Here is an 18085-nt window from a genome sequence, read left to right as displayed (position 1 = left end):
ATCATTCATCCCACACCACGCTCCTTATGTCGTATTTTATCTTGTCTTCTATCATGGATACAATTTTTCCTCTCTCTTCCATGCGCCGGATATTTCTCAGGTTATTATAGTCACATTCAAATATTCCGTCAATTCCCTTTCCAACGCAAAATAAAAGAAGGACCCCAGCGCTCCACCTCTCAATCTCAGATGAAGCCAACTGCAATCCTTCTGTAAAATCATATATCCTATCGCCGCCACCCGGCAGCATTTCCCGTAATCTCTTTACGCCACATTCCTTTTCAGCTGTCCATGTACCGTCCGCCTTACGAAGATGAAGCAGATCACCTGCATCACAATGGTGATGGCCCAGGAGGCTGGGTAGGAGATGAAAAGGGTGTAGAGCGAACGGTTCTGTGGGAAGATCCAGAAGATCCACACAATTCGGGTACCCACCGTACCGATAATGGAAAGAATCATGGGCACGCCGGAATGTCCCATTCCGCGGAGGGCTCCCGGGAAAAGATCCATGATACCGCAGAGGAAATAAGGCACTGTGGTAATGGAAAGGATCTCCACGCCGCAGCGGATTACCTCCGGATCCTCTGTATAAATCTTCAGAATCTCACCGCCGAATATGTAAGAGCCGCAACCCAGCACAAACGCGATCACAAAGGACAAAATCCCGCAGTCCAGAAGCACCCTGTCCATACGCTTATATTTCCCCACACCGTAATTCTGGCTGGTAAAGCTCATACAGGCCTGGGTCACAGCGTTTACAGAGGCATAAAGGAAGCCCAGCACATTGTTGGCTGCCGTATATCCTGCCATAGCTGTGGAGCCAAAGGAATTTACAGAGGACTGAAGCAGGGCATTGGAAATGTTAATAACCGTGCTCTGGATTCCCGCCGGAATTCCCACCTGGAAAATCTGCGCCAGATAAAATTTCTTCATGCACAGTTTGGAAAAACGCAGCTGATAGCTGCCATCTGTCTTATACAGGCATCTTAGCACCAGAAGACAGGAAATCATCTGTGAGATCACTGTGGCAACGGCAACACCTGCCACACCCATGTGGAAGGCGATGACAAGGAACATATTCAGCACTGCATTGATCACCCCGGCTACGATCAGAAACATCAGCGGCCGCTTGGTATCTCCCACTGCACGAAGGATGGCAGCTCCATAGTTATAAACCATAAAAAAGGGCATGCCGAGAAAATAAATCCTCATATATAAGGTGGACTGATCAATAACATCTGCCGGCGTCCCCATTATCTCCAGTGCCCATCTGGAAAAAACAAGCCCAAACACTGCCATCACCACACCGCTGACCAGCGCCAGCGTAATAGCCGTATGGACCGTCTCTGACATCTCCTTATCCTTTCCGGCTGCATAAAACCTTGCCGCCAGAACATTGGCACCCAGAGAAACACCAATGAAAAGATTGGTAAACACATTGATCAGGGCTGTAGTGGAACCCACCGCAGCCAGCGCCTGACTGCCGGAAAACCGCCCTACCACAATAATGTCCACCGCATTAAACATCAGCTGCAAAATACCGGAAACCATCAAAGGAAGGGCAAAAGAAATCAGCTTATCCATAATGGTTCCGTTGCACATATCAATTTCATATTTGTTTTTCTTCAACTCTATCGCTCCCTATCTGCGCCAGCCGCGCATCAGCTATTATAAATCCCTGGCAGCCATTTTTCAAGCACGGAATAAATAATCTCCATATCAACGGGCTTGGTTACATACCCGTTCATACCACATTCAGCTGCCTTACGCTCATCCTCCTGGAATACGTTGGCAGTCATGGCAATTATGGGAAGCTTTTTCCAGTAAGAGCTTTCCCCTGCCCGGATGCTTCTGGTTGCCTCATAGCCGTTCATTACCGGCATCTGGATATCCATAAAGATCAGCTCATAGAAGTTTTCCGGCTGCTGCTTAAGAAGCTCCAGTGCTTCCCTTCCGTTCTCCACAGCATCCACGATCAATCCCTGCTCAGACAGCAGCTCGTAGGCGATTTCCCGGTTCAGCTCATTGTCTTCAACCAGCATGATTCTATGCCCCTTAAGGAAGCTTTTGTCCTTTGCCCTGCTGCGCTTTTCCTTATGGGCAGCTGCCTGCTCCTCTTTACGCTTCTCCTTATCTGCCAGCTCCAGATCCAGCTGTACAACAAAGGTGGTACCCTTTCCCTGGCAGCTTGTAACCTCAATGGTTCCGCCCATCTGGTTGATAATGGATTTGGCAATGGAAAGCCCAAGTCCGGTTCCCTGGGTGGCATCGGTCATGCTGTTATCCTCCCTGGAAAATGGCTCAAACAGCTTTTCCAGGAACTTTTCAGACATACCGATCCCATTATCCTCTACCACAAAGGTATATCTGGCTTCCCCTTTCACAAGACGGCTTTCCTGGGACACCTTCACCAGAATCTGTCCATTCTCTGGGGTATACTTCACAGCATTTGAAATCAGATTGATCAAAATCTGACGAAGCCTTACAGGATCTGCTATTACGTAATCATCGCAGATACCCTCTATATCCATCACAAAGCTCTGATGCTTTTCCATAGAGGATGGCCTGCAGACTCCGTCTACGATCTCCATAGTCTTCGTCAGGCACAGGGGCTCTTTCCGAAGAACTGTACTGCCGCTTTCGATTTTGGACATGTCAAGCACCTCATTAATAAGCCCAAGAAGGTGCCTGGAGGAATCATCAATCTTGCGCAGACAGTCCAGAACCCGCTTTGGATCCTCCAGATGATTCATGGCAATCTGGGTCATACCCAGGATTCCGTTCATAGGTGTACGGATGTCGTGAGACATACTGTTCAGGAACACACTCTTGGCCTTATTCGCTTCCTCTGCGGACTGGTATGCTGCCTTTAAGCCGGCCATCAGCTGCTCATTTCTGCTGTGGCTCTCCTGAACGTCCGTTGCGATTATGGTCATCATCCTTGGCATAACATTTCCTTCATCCAGACGGATAAACTGAAAGCGCACCCACCTGTACCTTTCTCTGACCTTTACCCTGGCCTCACACTCATAGCTTCCTTCCTGCTCCAGAAACGTATGGGAAAGCTCCGACAGCTTGATTTTCAGACGGATCCTGTCCCAGTCTTTGGGATCAAGATTAGGGGACAGATAGTCCTTTAGGAAATCCACATAATGGCCATCCGGGATTTTTTCATCCAGAAGCCTCTGGCTTCCTCTGTAGGAAACCTTATACTCCCCGGACATCATATCCACATACAGGATAATCAGGGAATTTCTGGCAAGTGCGCGAAGAAGCTGGCGGTTTTCACTTCCGCTTTTGTGAAGGAAATCCAGAATGTTATCGTCCTCGTCCTCCTGCTCCTCAAGCATTTCCCACTTCTCAATATTAATGGCAGAGCGGATTTTCTCTGCCTTTCCATCCTCCACTGCACTTCCATAAACAGAGCAGCTGGTACGAAGTCTGCCGGTTCCCACCAGATAAGCAAGATCCGCCTGCAGTTCCTTGTCATTTTGGATCAGCTCCACAAGCTCCGGACAATACCAGGTACCCTTGCCGTAGGCCAGCTCCTCTATCACCTGTGCTATCTTTTTATTGCTCTTGTAGCTTCTCCCTATAAAATCTGTAGCTGCATCCATTCCATCGCTCACGTGAAAGATTTCAATGAGAAAGCGCTCCTTGGAAGCACAGTTGTCAAAGTCCTTTGGATATCCCATTTTGCCATCCCAGGACTTGTGATGTCCGAGAATGATATCATTATACTTCTGAAGAGCCGGAATTTCCGCAAGAAGCTTCACTCCGTTTGCAGGATGACAGTAAATCCGCTCCATCTCCCGCGCAGTCAGCTGGCGAGTCTGCTTATTTATAATAGAAGCCAGCTGGATTTTACCCACATCAAAAATCTGGGCAGCCTGGGATACAAAATCCAGGATTTTATCCTGATTTTCCAGCACCTCTACCACATTGGCACAGCCACAGCTTCCCACCAGAAGCTCTGGCTGTCTGCGGATCACTGAGCTTAAGATCCTTCTTGCGATCTGCTCCACCATGGCACAGTGGATAACCGTAAGCTCATCTCTGCTGACCATAACCTTCATAAGAAGCATGGAGCTTACCTCATCCCTGGAAAGATACTTCAGAAATTCTCTCAGGGAGCGCCACACCACGTCATTGATAAACTGGTCATTCTCTGTCCTTGGCAGGCTGCGGATCATACGCACATATTCGTCTACGCAGTAATCCTTAATATCATCTGGTCCGTGGTATTCATCCTTGTACATATCCAGGGTTTCCATAATATTATAAAGGTGGTTGACTACGACCTGAAAATAACGGCTGTCCGAAAAGTCCACATCCTCCTGGCTGTCCAGAGTGTCATGCTCTATACAATACCTGCAATAGCCTATGTAATCCTCTATAAAGCTTGTGCAGTCAAGCTTTCCCTGGAAAAACAGACACCTTTTATAATTGCAGTAGATCTCATCCGGCATTTCGTAGGGATTGGGGTTCTCTTCAAGCTGCCTGGAATAATATTCTCCAAGCACCTTAGAAGCCCTTTCAAGAAGCTGGGGATCAATGTTTTCCCTGGAATATCCAAGCACAGAATTCCCAAGAAGATCGTAATTCAGCTCCTTGATCAGCTCATCAAAATCAAATTTATCTTCATCTAATGCCCGGACTTCTTCGTTATTGTAAAAGGCCAGTGCCTCATCGATAAGCCGCATAAGCTCCCTGGCATTTACAAGGTTAAAATTCATCAACGTGATGGGATAATTGTAATAAGAAAATATAATCCGTTTTCTCACATCAAAGTCTTCGATCTCAAAGTAATGGCAGGAAAGCTCCCGCAGCCGTTTAAAATAAAGGGCACCCTTTTTTCCGTCCTCAACACTGAAGGGTCTGTTATAAAAATTGCCAAGAAGATTCAAGGTCCAGATGTAGGCATTGAGATTTTTGTTTTTCTGAAAATATCCATCCAGCAGCTCTGTCACCTCCACAAGTGCCAGATCGTCCTCATACCCTTCATTATTGGCTTCCCGGATCTGATTTAAAAGCTCTTCTGCAAGGGCATCGTCCAGCTTCACCTCTCCGCTTAAAAACGGACGGATGTACAGATTGAGAAGCGTTTCATTCTCAATGTAAAGCCGCCGCATAGCCTTGGATTTCTGCCGCAGCTTTCCCAGCCAGGCCTCCTGATCCTGGGCTTTCAGGATCCCCTCAAGCACCTGTGCCTCTGTTCCCAAATTTTCCTTATATTTGTTATAAAAATGTATGATATTTCCCTGCGTAATCATTTCGTTTTTGCCTCTTTTAAAATACTCTCATGATTTCGTTTTTTGCATAGGTACATTCTGCGGTCTGCTTCCTTCACCAGCTCTGCAACATTCCCATTTTTCTCCTCAAACGCCACAATACCATAAGAAAAACCGATATTACGTTCATCTCCGTTAATATGAAATTTGATCGGGTTCTCTTCCACAATGAAATGTAGCCGCCTCTTAATTTCCTCTTCCCTGGCGGAAGCAAGAATCAAAAACTCATCTCCTGCATAACGGTACAGGGCACCATCCAGTCTGAGAGCCTGTTTCATATTTTCGGCAAAGCATACAAGATAACTGTCTCCGCCTTCATGCCCATAGCTGTCATTGATTTCCTTAAGATAATCAAGGTCAAGAAAAGCAAGACATCCTTTTTTATGTTCACTGACAAACCGTCTGCTGCTTTTTTCAAAGGCAGCCCTATTCAGGCATCCGGTAAGAGGATCCTTTTTCATGGTATCCTTCAGGTTTACAAGGCGAAGCTCCTCCTTCGCCAGAAGCCGCAAAAGCTCATCATAGTTTTCCTTCTCTTTTTCCAGAGCCTCCAGATACATTCTCTCATATTTATGCACCTGGCTTCGGATCTCTTCCTTCTCGCTTCTGCGGGCAGCCTGACACATAACCTTATAAACCGGGCAAATGCTTCCGCTGAAATTGGGGGCATCCTTTATAAAGTTGCCAATGCGGATAATATCCTCCCAGCGCTCCACCTTCGCCATAACCTGAAGCAGCTCGCCAAAATTATAAATACAAAAATTCAGGCAGTCCACCTTAAGCTCTCCGGACTCCATTCTCCTCATATATTCATTAAATTCTTCTGCAATCGCAGCGATATCCTTCGTCTTGTGCATTCTCAGATACAGATCCGTGCATTCCCTCTGAAGGCGGAAAAAGTTTTTTCCTTCTTCGGAAATATCATCGCACGCAAGAAGTCTTCCGATCCCCTCCAGGGCCTGCTCAGCGCCTTTGACATCTCCCATTCCAAGCTTCACATATACTTTACTGTCATAATACACGAACTCATTCATGTAATCAGAATTCCAGAAATCCACTTCCGGCCCGCAGGGATCCAGCCTGGAAATATCCAGCATTTTCTCCAGATAAATATCTGCCTCTTTATAAAGTCCACAGTCTGTAAAGGTTGCTGCAATGGTATTATATACAGATTTCAGGCAATCACGCAAAGTGTAGCCGGATTCTGCATATTTCAGACCGTATTCCACTACCTTCGGCAGAAAGCCCAGGCAGAAATAAAGACGCATCAGTGCCAGATAAATCAGAGCTTTTTCCATGGAGGGACCAAGCAGAAGCTTCGCCTCCTGGCAGATTTCCAGCATAGGATACACACGGTCACGAAAGCTGTATGCAAAGACACCATAGCTGGAATAATAAATCTCCCCCACATGGGAAGTAAGCTTTGAGGAAGCCTTCAAATCTGCGATAATCGTATCTACATCCGCCCTTGTCCATTGACCGCTTCCGATTTTTTCTTTAATTTCTTCTACTGTATACATATAAACTGTCACCTCATAAAACGATACTACCTGTAGTTTAAAAGATTCCTCTTATAAATGCAACCTTTCTCCTGTATAAAAAGACAAAAAAGTGCCCGGGCAGATACATCTGTCTGCATTCTGCCCGGGCACTGCTTATTTGGATCAGATCTGATACCACTTAATTTCGTTTGCTTCTACATGAAGTTCAAAGCTGCTGCCATCGCCTCTGTAAATCACCGTATCCTGTGGCTCATAGGTATTATTTACCACACAGTATTTGCCGTTTTTCACGTATGCATGAACTTCCACGTTATAGTTTGTGGAATACCAGCAGTTCAGCTCCTCCTCTGCAGAGGCAGACCAGAGAACTGCACGGTAAAGCACACGGCTGTTCTTAAAGCTATACGGCAGTCCGCTGATGTAAACGCCGCGGCCTTTTCCGAAGGTTTTCACCGCCATCTGTACCTCCTGGTCTTTCTGGATCAGAATGGTGGTTTCCGGAAGCGCAAAAATGTTTTTCTTGCCTTCCCCGAAATCCACGGTTCCGTCTGTGTCTGCAAGAATAAAGTGATCCTTATGCTCTTCCCAGTTGTATTTATCTGTATTTAAGTTGAAGCCTCGTTCCTCTTCCACTCCCAGCACGTCGTCCAGCTGGAAGTATTTGCCCTGCCACTGATGGGCTGCTGGCTCCCCAACGCCGATGAATCCGCCGCCGTTATAGACAAATTCCTTCACGGCTGTAATTACAGTCTCATTGGCCCAGTACTCGCCGCCGCTCTGGGCTGTGTCTGCGTCTCCCACATTGATCACAACGTCGAAGTTTTTCAGAAGATCCTTATCTGCCAGAATGTCATCAAAGCTGATAAAGGAAACGTCAAATGGCGCACCGCTTAAAGCCTCGATGATACCGAAATAAGAGTAATTCTGTTTGTGGTAAATAGCGTGATGAACCATATGGTTGCCCCAGGAACGCATTTTGCCCCAGCAGTTTAAGACTGCAACCCGCTTCACGCAGTAAGGGGTAACGCCCTGAATGTTGTCGTACAAGGTGCGGAATTCCTGGCACACTTCCTTGATATACTGGACAAAATCCGGGAACTCCAGAGCCAGCTTTAAGTATCCGCCGTATCCGATTCTCTGGATGGGGCTTCGCAGGATGGCACGCCTTGCAGTTACCCAGTTCACCTTCGCTTCTTTCACAGGATCCCCGCCCTCATGGAAGGTGTCCGGGAAAAAGTAGGGAAGGAAACGGCCTTCTGTGTATTTTACATTTTTGATGTCGCTAAACAGACGTAAGGTGGCGCCGTTTCCAACGCTTCCCACTACGGCATCAAGCCCGATGGATGCAAACTCCTCCATGAAAGGTTCCATACCGATCCAGTGATCGCCCATAAACATCATGGCCTCTTTGCCGTATTCATGGACAATGTCTACCATCTCTTTGGCAAGCTTCGCCACTTCTCTTCTCTGGAATGCCTGGAAATCCTTGAATTCTTTAGAAGGAATGCGGTAGGTGTTGTTCATGTAGCCCTGGTCGATGATGTATTCCGGACGGAAGGGATAACCCACTTCCTTCTCAAACCGTTCAAGCACATAGGGGCTGACTGATGCAGAATAACCGAACCAGTCCACATATTTTTCCCGTGCCAGCTCATCGAAGATCAGGGTGAACTGATGGAAAAAGGTGGTGAAGCGAACCACATTGACATAAGGATGGCTGTCCAGGAAACGGCGGAGACGCTCCAGGGAATGGGCTCTTGTCTTTGGCTGGCGCACATCAAAGGTGATCTGGGGCTCTACGTCCTTCCAGTCGTTTACCACTGCGTTGTACATATGTACCGGGTCCCACATAATATATGCCAGGAAGCTTACGGTGTACTCATGGAAAAGCTTCGCCGGGGTGATTACCACATTTCCGGTCTCTTCGTTGTAGGACCAGCCGGTTACCGGCACTGCTTCGCCTGTGGTGCGGTCTATAACTTCCCACCATCTTGTAATGTCGTCACGGGTGTTGACCTTCAGCATATCCGGGTAAAGGTGATCCATCAGGTGAATTTCCAGTGTCTCGGAAACTGCGGTGTGGAAGGAGCTCATAATGTACATCTGCTGGATCTCGTCCGGGTTGGCTTTTGCCCAGGCGTTGTCTTTTCTTGTGGTGTAGTAAGTGGCGTAGATCTTCGCTCCGGTGTCCTTCAGTTCCTGGGGAAATTCCGTTCCGTCGCAGTCACGGATGGCGTCTGCGCCCCACTCGTCCATAATATCCAGTGTCTCTTTTACCACATCCAGGTTTGTTGGTATGGTAACACGTCCTTTTTTTGCTTCCATTTTCGGTACCTCCGTTGTTGTAAAATCTTATCCTCATTCAGCGCTTTCGCAGCTGCGCAATCGTCAGTCAGTCTATACTCTTAGAATAAGAGTTTCGCAGGCAGATTTCAACGGAGGTCTTGCTTTGCTTTTTAGAAATCTTGCGGTCTTTTTTGTTCTGTGATATGATAAGGTTATTCATAACATTATTGCCTATATGAATGAATGCATGTATGTTTACAATAACTGCTCACAGATAATATTCACGGAACACTGCGATCCCTTCATTCCCAGTATCCTTCGTGATACTTTTACCAAAATAGTTCAGGAGGCGCTGCTATGAGTACACGCTCTTTTCCCTTCGATTTTGAAAATCCCCTTGCCCAGGAAGCGGTTCTTGTGAACGCTTCCCTTTCCCGGTATGAAAATGACTGGCCCAGCATTCCCCACACCCACGCCTTTACAGAATTGTTCTATGTGCTGGAAGGAAGCGGGGAATTTGTGATCGAGGACGAAACCTTCACCATCTCCAAAGATGACCTGATCATTGTGAATCCCCACATCCAGCACACGGAAACTTCCAGAAACGCAGCGCCCCTTTCCTATTTCACAGTAGGCGTGGACGGGATCAGTTTCTCTTTTCACGATCAGAAAGAGTTCCAGATTTTTAACTGCCGGAAGAAAAAGACGGACCTGCAGTTTTATTTCCACTCCCTTTTCACAGAGCTGGACCAGAAAAATCCAGGCTATGAGGAAATCTGCCGCCATACCCTGGCTATTCTCATTATGCAGCTGCGGCGGATTACCGTATCCGGATTCCAGCTGGTTCCCTCCCTTCATCCAAGCAGGGAGTGCGCCCAGGTCAAGCGCTATCTGGACGCCAGCTACAGTCAGGAGATTACCCTGGACACCCTGGCAAAACTGACCCATCTGAACAAATACTATCTCAGCCACGAATTCACCAGGTATTACGGCATCTCGCCTATTAACTACCTGAACCGCAGGCGCATTGAAGTGTGCAAGGACCTTCTGGAAAATACGGACTACGATATTTCCACCATCGCCCACCTGGCCGGATTTTCCTCCCAGAGCTACCTGGCACAGAGCTTTCGAAAGCACTGCCAGATGACCGCGGTCGAATACAGAAAGAGTGTCAGAAAATAAGAGAGACCGTTTCATATAAGTCTCTCTAGAGCGTGTTTGAAAAAGGCTTTCTGCAAGATGTGCGTCACAATTTGTGGGAGATTTTGTCCGGATGAGGGCGCCGTAGCGGGCTACGGCAACTGAATTCGGGCAAAATATACCGCAAAGTGGGGCGTGCAGATTGCAGGAATGCTTTTTCAAACACGCTCTAACATCAGCCAGCATGCCCCTCACACGAAAAAGGCCAGGCAGTCTTTAATAGATCACCCGGTCTCGTCCTTGTTTCTTTCCCATATAAAGCTTGTCATCCACGTTCTTCAGAAGCGTATCAATGCTGGAGGAAAAATCATTCTCCTCAACTCCAAAGGTCATGGTCACCTTCAGCCACTCTCCCTTCCAGTCAAAAGGATCGTTGTCCAGCCGCATACGCAGCACATTCAAGATCTCGCATACCTGGTCCCCGTTCATGTCCGGGAAAAAGAAAATAAACTCCTCTCCGCCCCAACGGCAAAGCCTGGCATGCTCCCCCAGCACCTCGCTCATATGCCTGGTGATCCACACCAGCACTGCATCCCCGCAGTCATGACCCCAGTTGTCATTAATTTTCTTAAAGAAATCAATGTCACCCATTCCCAGGGTAAAGGCCATATTGGAGTCCTTCTGATGCTTCTCTGTGATGTACCGCATCATCTGGCGACGGTTCCAGAGCCCGGTCAGCGGGTCGGTGCCAGCCTGCTTCTTCAGCTGCTCATTGTAGAGCACCAGCTTCTTCTCTGCAGACTCCACATTGGAGCTGAACATGGCACACACAACTCCCATAAGCACAAAGGAGAGGATCATGTTCATAATCTGCAGTACAACCGTTGCGTTCTCAGTAAGCCCATAATAAGGCTGGTTCCTCCTGCAGTAAACAAACAGCACAAACCGCACAGCAAACAGAAACGCCGTGTATCCGATCTTATATCCCACCCCATTGTAAATGGCAAAATACACCAGCACCAGCATCTCAAACATCAGGTGCTGAATACCGCAGTCCCAGCCATACATCAGGATAAAGATCACAACCCACGCCAGCTGCAGTGTCACGCACATCACTACGCCGGTACGTACCCGAAGCCTGTAGGTTCCGAAAAAGATCAACGCTGCCAGCACTGCAAACACATATCCGATCCACCCTCTTGTCCGTGGACTTACCAGGCACATTACCAGTGGAAAGATAAGAAAATACAGTCCAAGAAGCAGCATGATATTCCGAAGGAGAAACAGGATACGCTGGGGTTCATTCTCATGAGCTGCTTCTTTCTTGAGTAGTGAATAAAACCTTCCGCACAGTTCTTTCAACATATACGGTGCCGCCTTTCCCATGAGTGTTTGTTATTTTCTATTTTGCACTATTTTATACAAAATTGCAACCATTTCCAGGAAATTTATGTGATTTTTTGCTATGAAGTAATCAACTTACACCTGAGTTCCCATATAGTAGAAGCCCTTGCAGGTATCCAGTCTTACATTGATATATTTGCCAAGAAGATCCGGGGTTCCCGGGAAGTGTACCAGAAGATTGTACTGGGTTCTTCCTGTGAAAATGCCCTTCTCCTTGCTCTCGGTCTCTACCAGAACTTCCTGCACTTCGCCCTCAAATCTGGAGGAAGCCTCTCTTCCTTTCTCCTGAACTAGTTTCAGAAGACGATCGAAACGGTCTTTTACCACATCCTCCGGCACCTGATCCTCCATCTTGGCTGCAGGGGTGCCGCTTCTCTTGGAATAGATAAAGGTAAATGCAGTGTCAAAGCAGGATTTCTCCACCACATCCAGAGTCTCCTGAAAATCCTCCTCGGTCTCGCCTGGGAAGCCTACGATAATATCCGTAGTCAGGGAAATATCCGGCACTGCCTTACGGATCTTCTCAACCAGACCAAGGTATTTCTCCTTGTCATAGTGACGGTTCATCACCTTCAGAATACGGCTGCTGCCGGACTGCATGGGAAGGTGAAGGTGATGGCAGACCTTCTTGCTTTTTCCCATGTACTCGATGAGCTCGTCAGAAAGATCCTTCGGGTGGGAGGTCATGAAGCGGATTCTCTTCAGGCCTTCGATTGCCTCAACCTTCTCAAGAAGCTGGGCAAAAGTGACCGGATTCTTCAGAGTCTTGCCGTAGGAGTTTACGTTCTGTCCAAGAAGCATGACCTCAGTCACGCCATCTGCCACCAGTGCCTCGATTTCTTTCACAATGGCCTCCGGCTCACGGCTTCTCTCCCGGCCTCTTACGTAAGGTACGATACAGTAACTGCAGAAATTGTTGCAGCCGAACATAATGTTGACGCCGGATTTGAAAGAGTAATTGCGTTCTGTAGGAAGCTCTTCCACAATCTTGTCGGTGCCTTCCCAGATGTCGATCAGCTGGCTGTCACGGTTCTCCATCTCATAGAACAGCTCGGCGAACTTGAAAATATTGTGGGTTCCGAATACCAGATTGACAAATGGATAGTCCTTCTGGATCTTGTCCACCACCTGTTTCTCCTGCATCATGCAGCCGAAAAGGGCGATCTTCATATCCGGGTTGGATTTCTTCAGGCTGTGAAGCTTGCCAAGACGTCCGTATACCTTCAGATTGGCGTTCTCACGGACGGTACAGGTGTTGTAGATAACAACGTCGGCGTTCTCTGTGTCCTGTCTCTTAAAGCCGATCTCGTCCATGATTCCGGCTACTACCTCGGACTGCTTCTCGTTCATCTGACAGCCAAAGGTCTGGAGACAATAGGTGATAGGGCGTCCAAGCTCCTGCTCCTTGAGGGTAACCATAGTGGCAAGCTTGGCCATGTAATAATACTGGCGGCCGGCATCATCTGTAGGCGGCGCGCCAGCGGTATCTATTTTGCTGAAGTCAATTTCGTTAAACATAGTTTTTCCTTTCTGAATAAGTAATATCATAAAAACAACCCCTGGATCACAGGGGTTGTGGGATTGCCTGCAATGTAAAGAAAAAATTTCGTTACATTTTAATATTTTATCGTATTTACACCTGTTTGTCCAGAGCATGTTTGAAAAATCATCCGCTCTGTTTCAGGCATAAAAAAAGCCCCGGAGCGTCTGTCTTCACAGATTCCCCGAAGCTTCCAGTTTAAGGGAAAATTACAGTTCGATGTAATGTCCCTCTGCTTCACCGTTTACTACATAGTATGCCCTGTTCTCTTCTGGTTTTACGTAAACTTTAATATCCTGGATGTCTTCTTCTTTCTTTCCGGTCATCTCTATCCAAGCTTTCTTAACATCAGACACCAGATCTTTGGAAGCAAATTCCTTGCCTAAGTACTGGAAATAAACTTCTGCTGTTGCTGCTGCAGCGGCTTTCTTTGTTCTTCTTACAGGCTTCTTAGCCTCAGCTTTCGGAGCAGCTTCCTTTGCAGGTGCAGCTTTTGCTGTCTCTTTCACAGCTTCCTTAGCGGTCTCTTTAACTGTCTCTGTTGCAGCTTTAACAGTCTCTGTAGCTGCCTTTACAGTTTCTACAACAGCGGTCTTAACAGCCTCTGCCTTGGATTGCTCAGCCTTTACCTCTGCTGCAGGTGCTGCAGCAGTCTTCGCTGCTTTCTTGGCTGCCATTGTTTCTGCCTTTTTTGTAGTTCTCTTTGTAGCCATTATAATAGCCTCCTTGACGGTGAAAATATTCTTCGTTCTTGCTTCTTCGTTAGGATACTACGATTTTGAAAATTTGGCAAGTTTCCGAAAATCACCCCTTGACAAGCCTTTTTCTTCGGTTCATAGGTAAAATTATACAAATCTGCTCTCATTATTTCCCGAAATCCCCGGGTTGAAATTCCAAATTCCTGAGAATTTTTGTTTCTTTGCACAGTTATTACCAAAAAAATTTCGTTTTTTGCCGTTTTTTTCGTCGCATATTTCCTCGTGGCTGCCTACAATCCAAGGTTTTCAAGGTCATATTTCATATAAGAATTCAATCTTTCCCGCAGCATTTCGTTCTGTGGCAGCGTCAGTTCCCGGTCAAGCTCCAGGATTCCGCCAGCCGCATCACTGGCAGCTTTCAGCACATCTGCGTCCTGGTAAATATCCCCGATGCGAAATTCCAGCTGGCCGCTCTGGCGGATTCCAAACAGGTCGCCGGGGCCGCGAAGCTTCAGGTCTTCCCCTGCAATAAAAAATCCGTCGTTGGATTTGTTCAGGATCTCCAGTCGCTTGGAGGTTTCTTCCTGCTCATTTCCCTGCATAAAAATACAGTAGGACTGATACTCCCCGCGGCCTACACGGCCTCTTAACTGGTGCAGCTGGGCAAGGCCGAAGCGCTCTGCGTTCTCTACCATCATCACCGTGGCATTGGGCACGTTGACGCCAACCTCCACAACGGTGGTGGACACCAGCACCTGGATTTCCCCGCTGGCAAACTGTTCCATGATCTGATTTTTTTCCTTGGGCTTCATCTTGCCGTGGAGCATGCCGATGGTGATATCTGAGGGGAAAATTTCCCGGATCCGCTGGGTGTAGTCCGTTACATTTTCCCCGTCTGCGCCCTCGCTTTCCTCTACCATAGGGCAGATGATGTAGGCCTGGCGGCCCTGGCGGATCTGTCTCTCAATAAAAGAATAGGCCTTGGGGCGGTAGGAGGTTCCCACCACGCAGTTTTTAATAGGAAGACGCATGGCAGGGAGCTCGTCAATGATGGAAATATCCAGGTCACCGTATACAATAATGGCCAGAGTCCTGGGAATAGGGGTGGCGCTCATAACCAGAACGTGAGGCGCATTGCCTCTTGTGGTCAGCGCTTCCCTTTGCTTCACGCCGAAGCGGTGCTGCTCGTCTGTGATGACAAGGCCAAGGTTTTCGTAAACCACTTTCTCCTGGATCAGGGCGTGGGTGCCAATGATCACGTTGGCCTCGCCGGATGCAATCTCTCCGTAGATTCGCCGCTTCTCTTTCAGAGTGGTGGAGCCGGTCAGAAGCACTGGATGGCAGGAGGTGATTCCCTGTTCCTCCATAAGTTTGGTAAAGGCCTCGAAGTGCTGGTTTGCCAGAACCTCTGTGGGCACCATCAGCGCTGCCTGGTAGCCGTTTTCCACGGTCAGGACCATGGCAAGGAAGGACAGGATGGTTTTGCCGCTCCCAACATCTCCCTGAACCAGTCTGGACATAAGAGTGTGGCTGCAAAGATCCCGCTCGATCTCATGCCAGGCGTTTAGCTGGGCCCTGGTCAGCTTGTAGGGCAGGTTTTCCATGATCTGCTCCGTGGTCCACACTGGCTTCATGGGAAAGGCATTGGGGGCTTCTTCCGTCTTGCCCTTCAGAATCTGCACAGCCAGGATAAACAGCAGGAATTCGTCAAATACAAGCCGTTTTCTCGCTACCAGCAGTTCCTGCATATTAGCGGGAAAATGGATGGCAGAAAGGGCATAATTGTCATCTGCCAGGTGATAATATTCCTTGATCTCATCCGGGAGAAATTCTGTCTGCAGGTTCTGCTCTTCCAGAATCTGGTGCATCAGCTTGATGATCAGCTTGTTGGTTAATCCTGCCGTAAGGCCGTAGATGGGCTGCATGCTGTGCAGAACTTCCTCGTAAGCAGCCGGGGTGAAAATTTCCGGATGCTCCATTTCCAGGCGGCCTTTTTTCCGGGAAACTTTGCCGCGGAGAATGAAGCAGCTGCCTTTTTTCAGAGTGTTCTTCAGATAAGGGGCATTGAACCATGCCACGGCAAGGCGGCCGGTGGTATCTGCAACGGTGATGGAGATTACCTGGAGATTGCGGATTTTGTTCACATACACGCCTGTGGTGATGGTGGCGCGGATGGCTGCAACCGTGTTCTCCTTCAGAGAGCCGATTTCTTCCGGTTCCTCATATGCATCGTAATTTCTGGGATAGTAATGGAGCAGGTCGTCTGTTGTGGTGATCCCGATCTTCTGAAATAATTTTTCTGTTTTCTCCCCTACTCCCTTTAATTCACGAAGCTGCTTCGCCACGGTTTTTACCTCCTAATCATAAGTAACTGCCCATACTGACTTGTCTGAATTCACACAAAACAAACCGCAAAATGGGGCGGAAAAATTCCCGCCCCAAAATCAGGCTGCATCCAGCAGTCTTCTTTGTCTTTCTTGTATCGCGAATATGAAGCAACTGCCCTCTGGCATTCCTTTATTCTACAGAAATAATGTAATAGTAAATCGGCTGTCCGCCCATGTTTACCTCTACTTCGCAGTCCGGATATGTCTCTTCCAGTTCTTCTGCAAGCTTATTGGCAGCCTCCTCGGAAGTCTCGGCACCATAGTAAATGCTGATTACCTCAGAATCCTCGTCTACCATAGCCGCTACCATCTCCTTGGCAACTGCTTCCCGGCCTTTGCCTACTGCAAGGATTCCGTGATCACCGATTCCCATAATATCGCCCTCATGGATGTCTTTCTCATCCAGTCTGGTGTCGCGGACCGCATAAGTAACCTGTCCGGTTTTCACCATGGAGACAGCTTCCATCATGCCCTCTAAGTTCTCCTCTCCGGTCATATCCGGCTGGAAGCTGATAAGAGCTGTGATTCCCTGAGGAATGGTCTTGGTAGGAACAACTACGATCTCCTTGTCCTCGGTCAGGTCTCTTGCCTGATTTGCAGCAAGGACAATATTCTTATTGTTCGGGAAAATGTAAATGGTGTCTGCGTTTACTTCTGCGATGGCGTTCAGCATGTCCTCAGTACTTGGGTTCATGGTCTGGCCGCCCTCGATAATCCAGTCTACATTCAGCTCTTTGAACAGGGCAGAAAGTCCCTCTCCAACGGAAACGCTGATGAAGCCGTATTTCTTGCGCTCTTTGGCAGCCTTCGCAGCGGCATCCTTCTTCTCCTGCTCTTCCTGCTCCCTGGCAAGCTTCTGGGCATCCTTGATCAGCTTCTCCTGATGCTCCTCGCGCATATTATCGATCTTCATGCGGGAAAGTGCACCGTAGGTAAGGGCTTTCTCAAATGCCTGTCCCGGATGATTGGTGTGTACGTGTACTTTCACGATCTCGTCATCTGCTACCAGAACGACAGAATCGCCGATGGACATCAAAAATTCCTTGAAACTGTGTACTTCCTCATCTGGAAGTGGCTTGTCCAGAAGAATAATAAACTCTGTACAGTAGCCAAACTTGATCTCTGCTTCTGCCTGCGGGGAAATCTTCGTTACAGAAGATGCAGGGGCAGCTTTCTCAAATGCAGTGTAGTCGATTTCTTTGCCAAGGTAGCCGTCAAATGCGCCGCGGAATACCTCAAGGAGTCCCTGTCCACCGGAGTCTACTACGCCTGCCTCTTTCAGAACCGGAAGCATCTCCGGGGTACGCGCAAGGGTCTTCTCTGCGTGCTCAAAAATGGCGCGGAAGAAAAGCTCCAGGTTTGCGGATTCCTCTGCGATCTCAGTTGCCTTTACAGCAGCCTCACGGGCTACGGTAAGAATAGTTCCTTCCTTCGGCTTCATAACTGCTTTGTATGCAGTCTCCACAGCCTTCTCCATAGCTGCAGCGATCACCACTGCATCCATCTCTTTATGTCCCTTGGTTCCCTTGGTAAAGCCTCGAAGAAGCTGGGAAAGGATAACGCCTGAGTTACCTCTGGCTCCGCGCAGGGAACCGGAAGAAATTGCCTTGGCAAGGGTCTCCATGTCCGGGTCTGCAAGAGCGCTTACTTCCGATGCAGCTGACATGATGGTCAGGGTCATATTCGTACCGGTATCTCCATCTGGAACCGGAAATACATTCAGCTCGTTGATCCATTCTTTCTTCGCTTCCAGGTTCTTGGCTCCTGCCAGGAACATTCTGGAAAGTATCTTGGCATCTATGGTCTGTCTATCCACCACAAGTTTCCTCCTCTAATC

General features: G+C 48.1%; 11 protein-coding genes and 1 pseudogene. 2 read left to right on the top strand and 10 right to left on the bottom strand.

The window, feature by feature from the left end:
- Position 1 precedes the first annotated feature (1 nt).
- The 5 genes from H8S54_RS06780 to gnpA all read right to left on the bottom strand — a co-directional run bounded on the left by H8S54_RS06780 (position 2) and on the right by gnpA (position 9118).
- A complete protein-coding gene (locus H8S54_RS06780) occupies positions 2–250 on the bottom strand; it encodes a hypothetical protein (RefSeq protein WP_117851804.1) in 249 nt (82 codons plus the stop codon).
- A gap of 14 nt (positions 251–264) precedes the next feature.
- Positions 265–1602 carry an MATE family efflux transporter gene (locus H8S54_RS06775; protein WP_173766684.1) on the bottom strand — a complete coding sequence of 446 codons (1338 nt, stop codon included), beginning with the start codon at positions 1600–1602 and terminating at the stop codon, positions 265–267.
- Between the two features lie 59 nt (positions 1603–1661).
- Positions 1662–5273, bottom strand: a complete 3612-nt coding sequence (locus H8S54_RS06770; protein ID WP_186901148.1) for an ATP-binding protein — start codon at positions 5271–5273, stop codon at positions 1662–1664.
- The gene (locus H8S54_RS06765; RefSeq protein ID WP_186901147.1) at positions 5270–6811 is read right to left on the bottom strand and encodes a GGDEF domain-containing protein; all 1542 of its coding nucleotides are present in this window, start codon (positions 6809–6811) and stop codon (positions 5270–5272) included. Before H8S54_RS06765 ends, H8S54_RS06770 begins: the two co-directional genes overlap by 4 nt.
- Before the next feature lie 144 nt (positions 6812–6955).
- The gene (gene gnpA, locus H8S54_RS06760) at positions 6956–9118 is read right to left on the bottom strand and encodes a 1,3-beta-galactosyl-N-acetylhexosamine phosphorylase (RefSeq protein WP_186901146.1); all 2163 of its coding nucleotides are present in this window, start codon (positions 9116–9118) and stop codon (positions 6956–6958) included.
- A gap of 318 nt (positions 9119–9436) precedes the next feature.
- Between gnpA and H8S54_RS06755 the strand changes: the two genes are divergently transcribed.
- Both H8S54_RS06755 and H8S54_RS18885 read left to right on the top strand, forming a co-directional pair.
- Positions 9437–10261, top strand: a complete 825-nt coding sequence (locus H8S54_RS06755; protein WP_186901145.1) for a helix-turn-helix transcriptional regulator — start codon at positions 9437–9439, stop codon at positions 10259–10261.
- 57 nt (positions 10262–10318) lie between these two features.
- Positions 10319–10402: pseudogene (locus H8S54_RS18885) on the top strand (DUF6783 domain-containing protein); the annotation flags it as partial.
- Positions 10403–10495: 93 nt separating this feature from the next.
- Here the strand turns inward: H8S54_RS18885 and H8S54_RS06750 are convergent.
- The 5 genes from H8S54_RS06750 to H8S54_RS06730 all read right to left on the bottom strand — a co-directional run bounded on the left by H8S54_RS06750 (position 10496) and on the right by H8S54_RS06730 (position 18025).
- Positions 10496–11584, bottom strand: a complete 1089-nt coding sequence (locus tag H8S54_RS06750) for a GGDEF domain-containing protein (RefSeq protein ID WP_178105306.1) — start codon at positions 11582–11584, stop codon at positions 10496–10498.
- Between the two features lie 114 nt (positions 11585–11698).
- Positions 11699–13171 carry a tRNA (N6-isopentenyl adenosine(37)-C2)-methylthiotransferase MiaB gene (miaB, locus tag H8S54_RS06745; RefSeq protein ID WP_330385742.1) on the bottom strand — a complete coding sequence of 491 codons (1473 nt, stop codon included), beginning with the start codon at positions 13169–13171 and terminating at the stop codon, positions 11699–11701.
- A gap of 201 nt (positions 13172–13372) precedes the next feature.
- On the bottom strand, positions 13373–13876 hold the full coding sequence (locus H8S54_RS06740; RefSeq protein ID WP_186901144.1) for a DUF6465 family protein: 504 nt from the start codon (positions 13874–13876) through the stop codon (positions 13373–13375).
- A 275-nt stretch (positions 13877–14151) separates the two neighbouring features.
- On the bottom strand, positions 14152–16206 hold the full coding sequence (gene recG, locus H8S54_RS06735; RefSeq protein ID WP_186901143.1) for an ATP-dependent DNA helicase RecG: 2055 nt from the start codon (positions 16204–16206) through the stop codon (positions 14152–14154).
- A 172-nt stretch (positions 16207–16378) separates the two neighbouring features.
- A complete protein-coding gene (locus tag H8S54_RS06730) occupies positions 16379–18025 on the bottom strand; it encodes a DAK2 domain-containing protein (protein WP_202031059.1) in 1647 nt (548 codons plus the stop codon).
- Positions 18026–18085 lie beyond the last annotated feature (60 nt).

This window comes from Blautia segnis, assembly GCF_014287535.1.
Classification (GTDB): Bacteria; Bacillota; Clostridia; order Lachnospirales; family Lachnospiraceae; genus Blautia_A; species Blautia_A acetigignens.
Note: the sequence above shows the minus strand (reverse complement) of the source record. Positions and strands in the feature narration are given on the sequence as shown.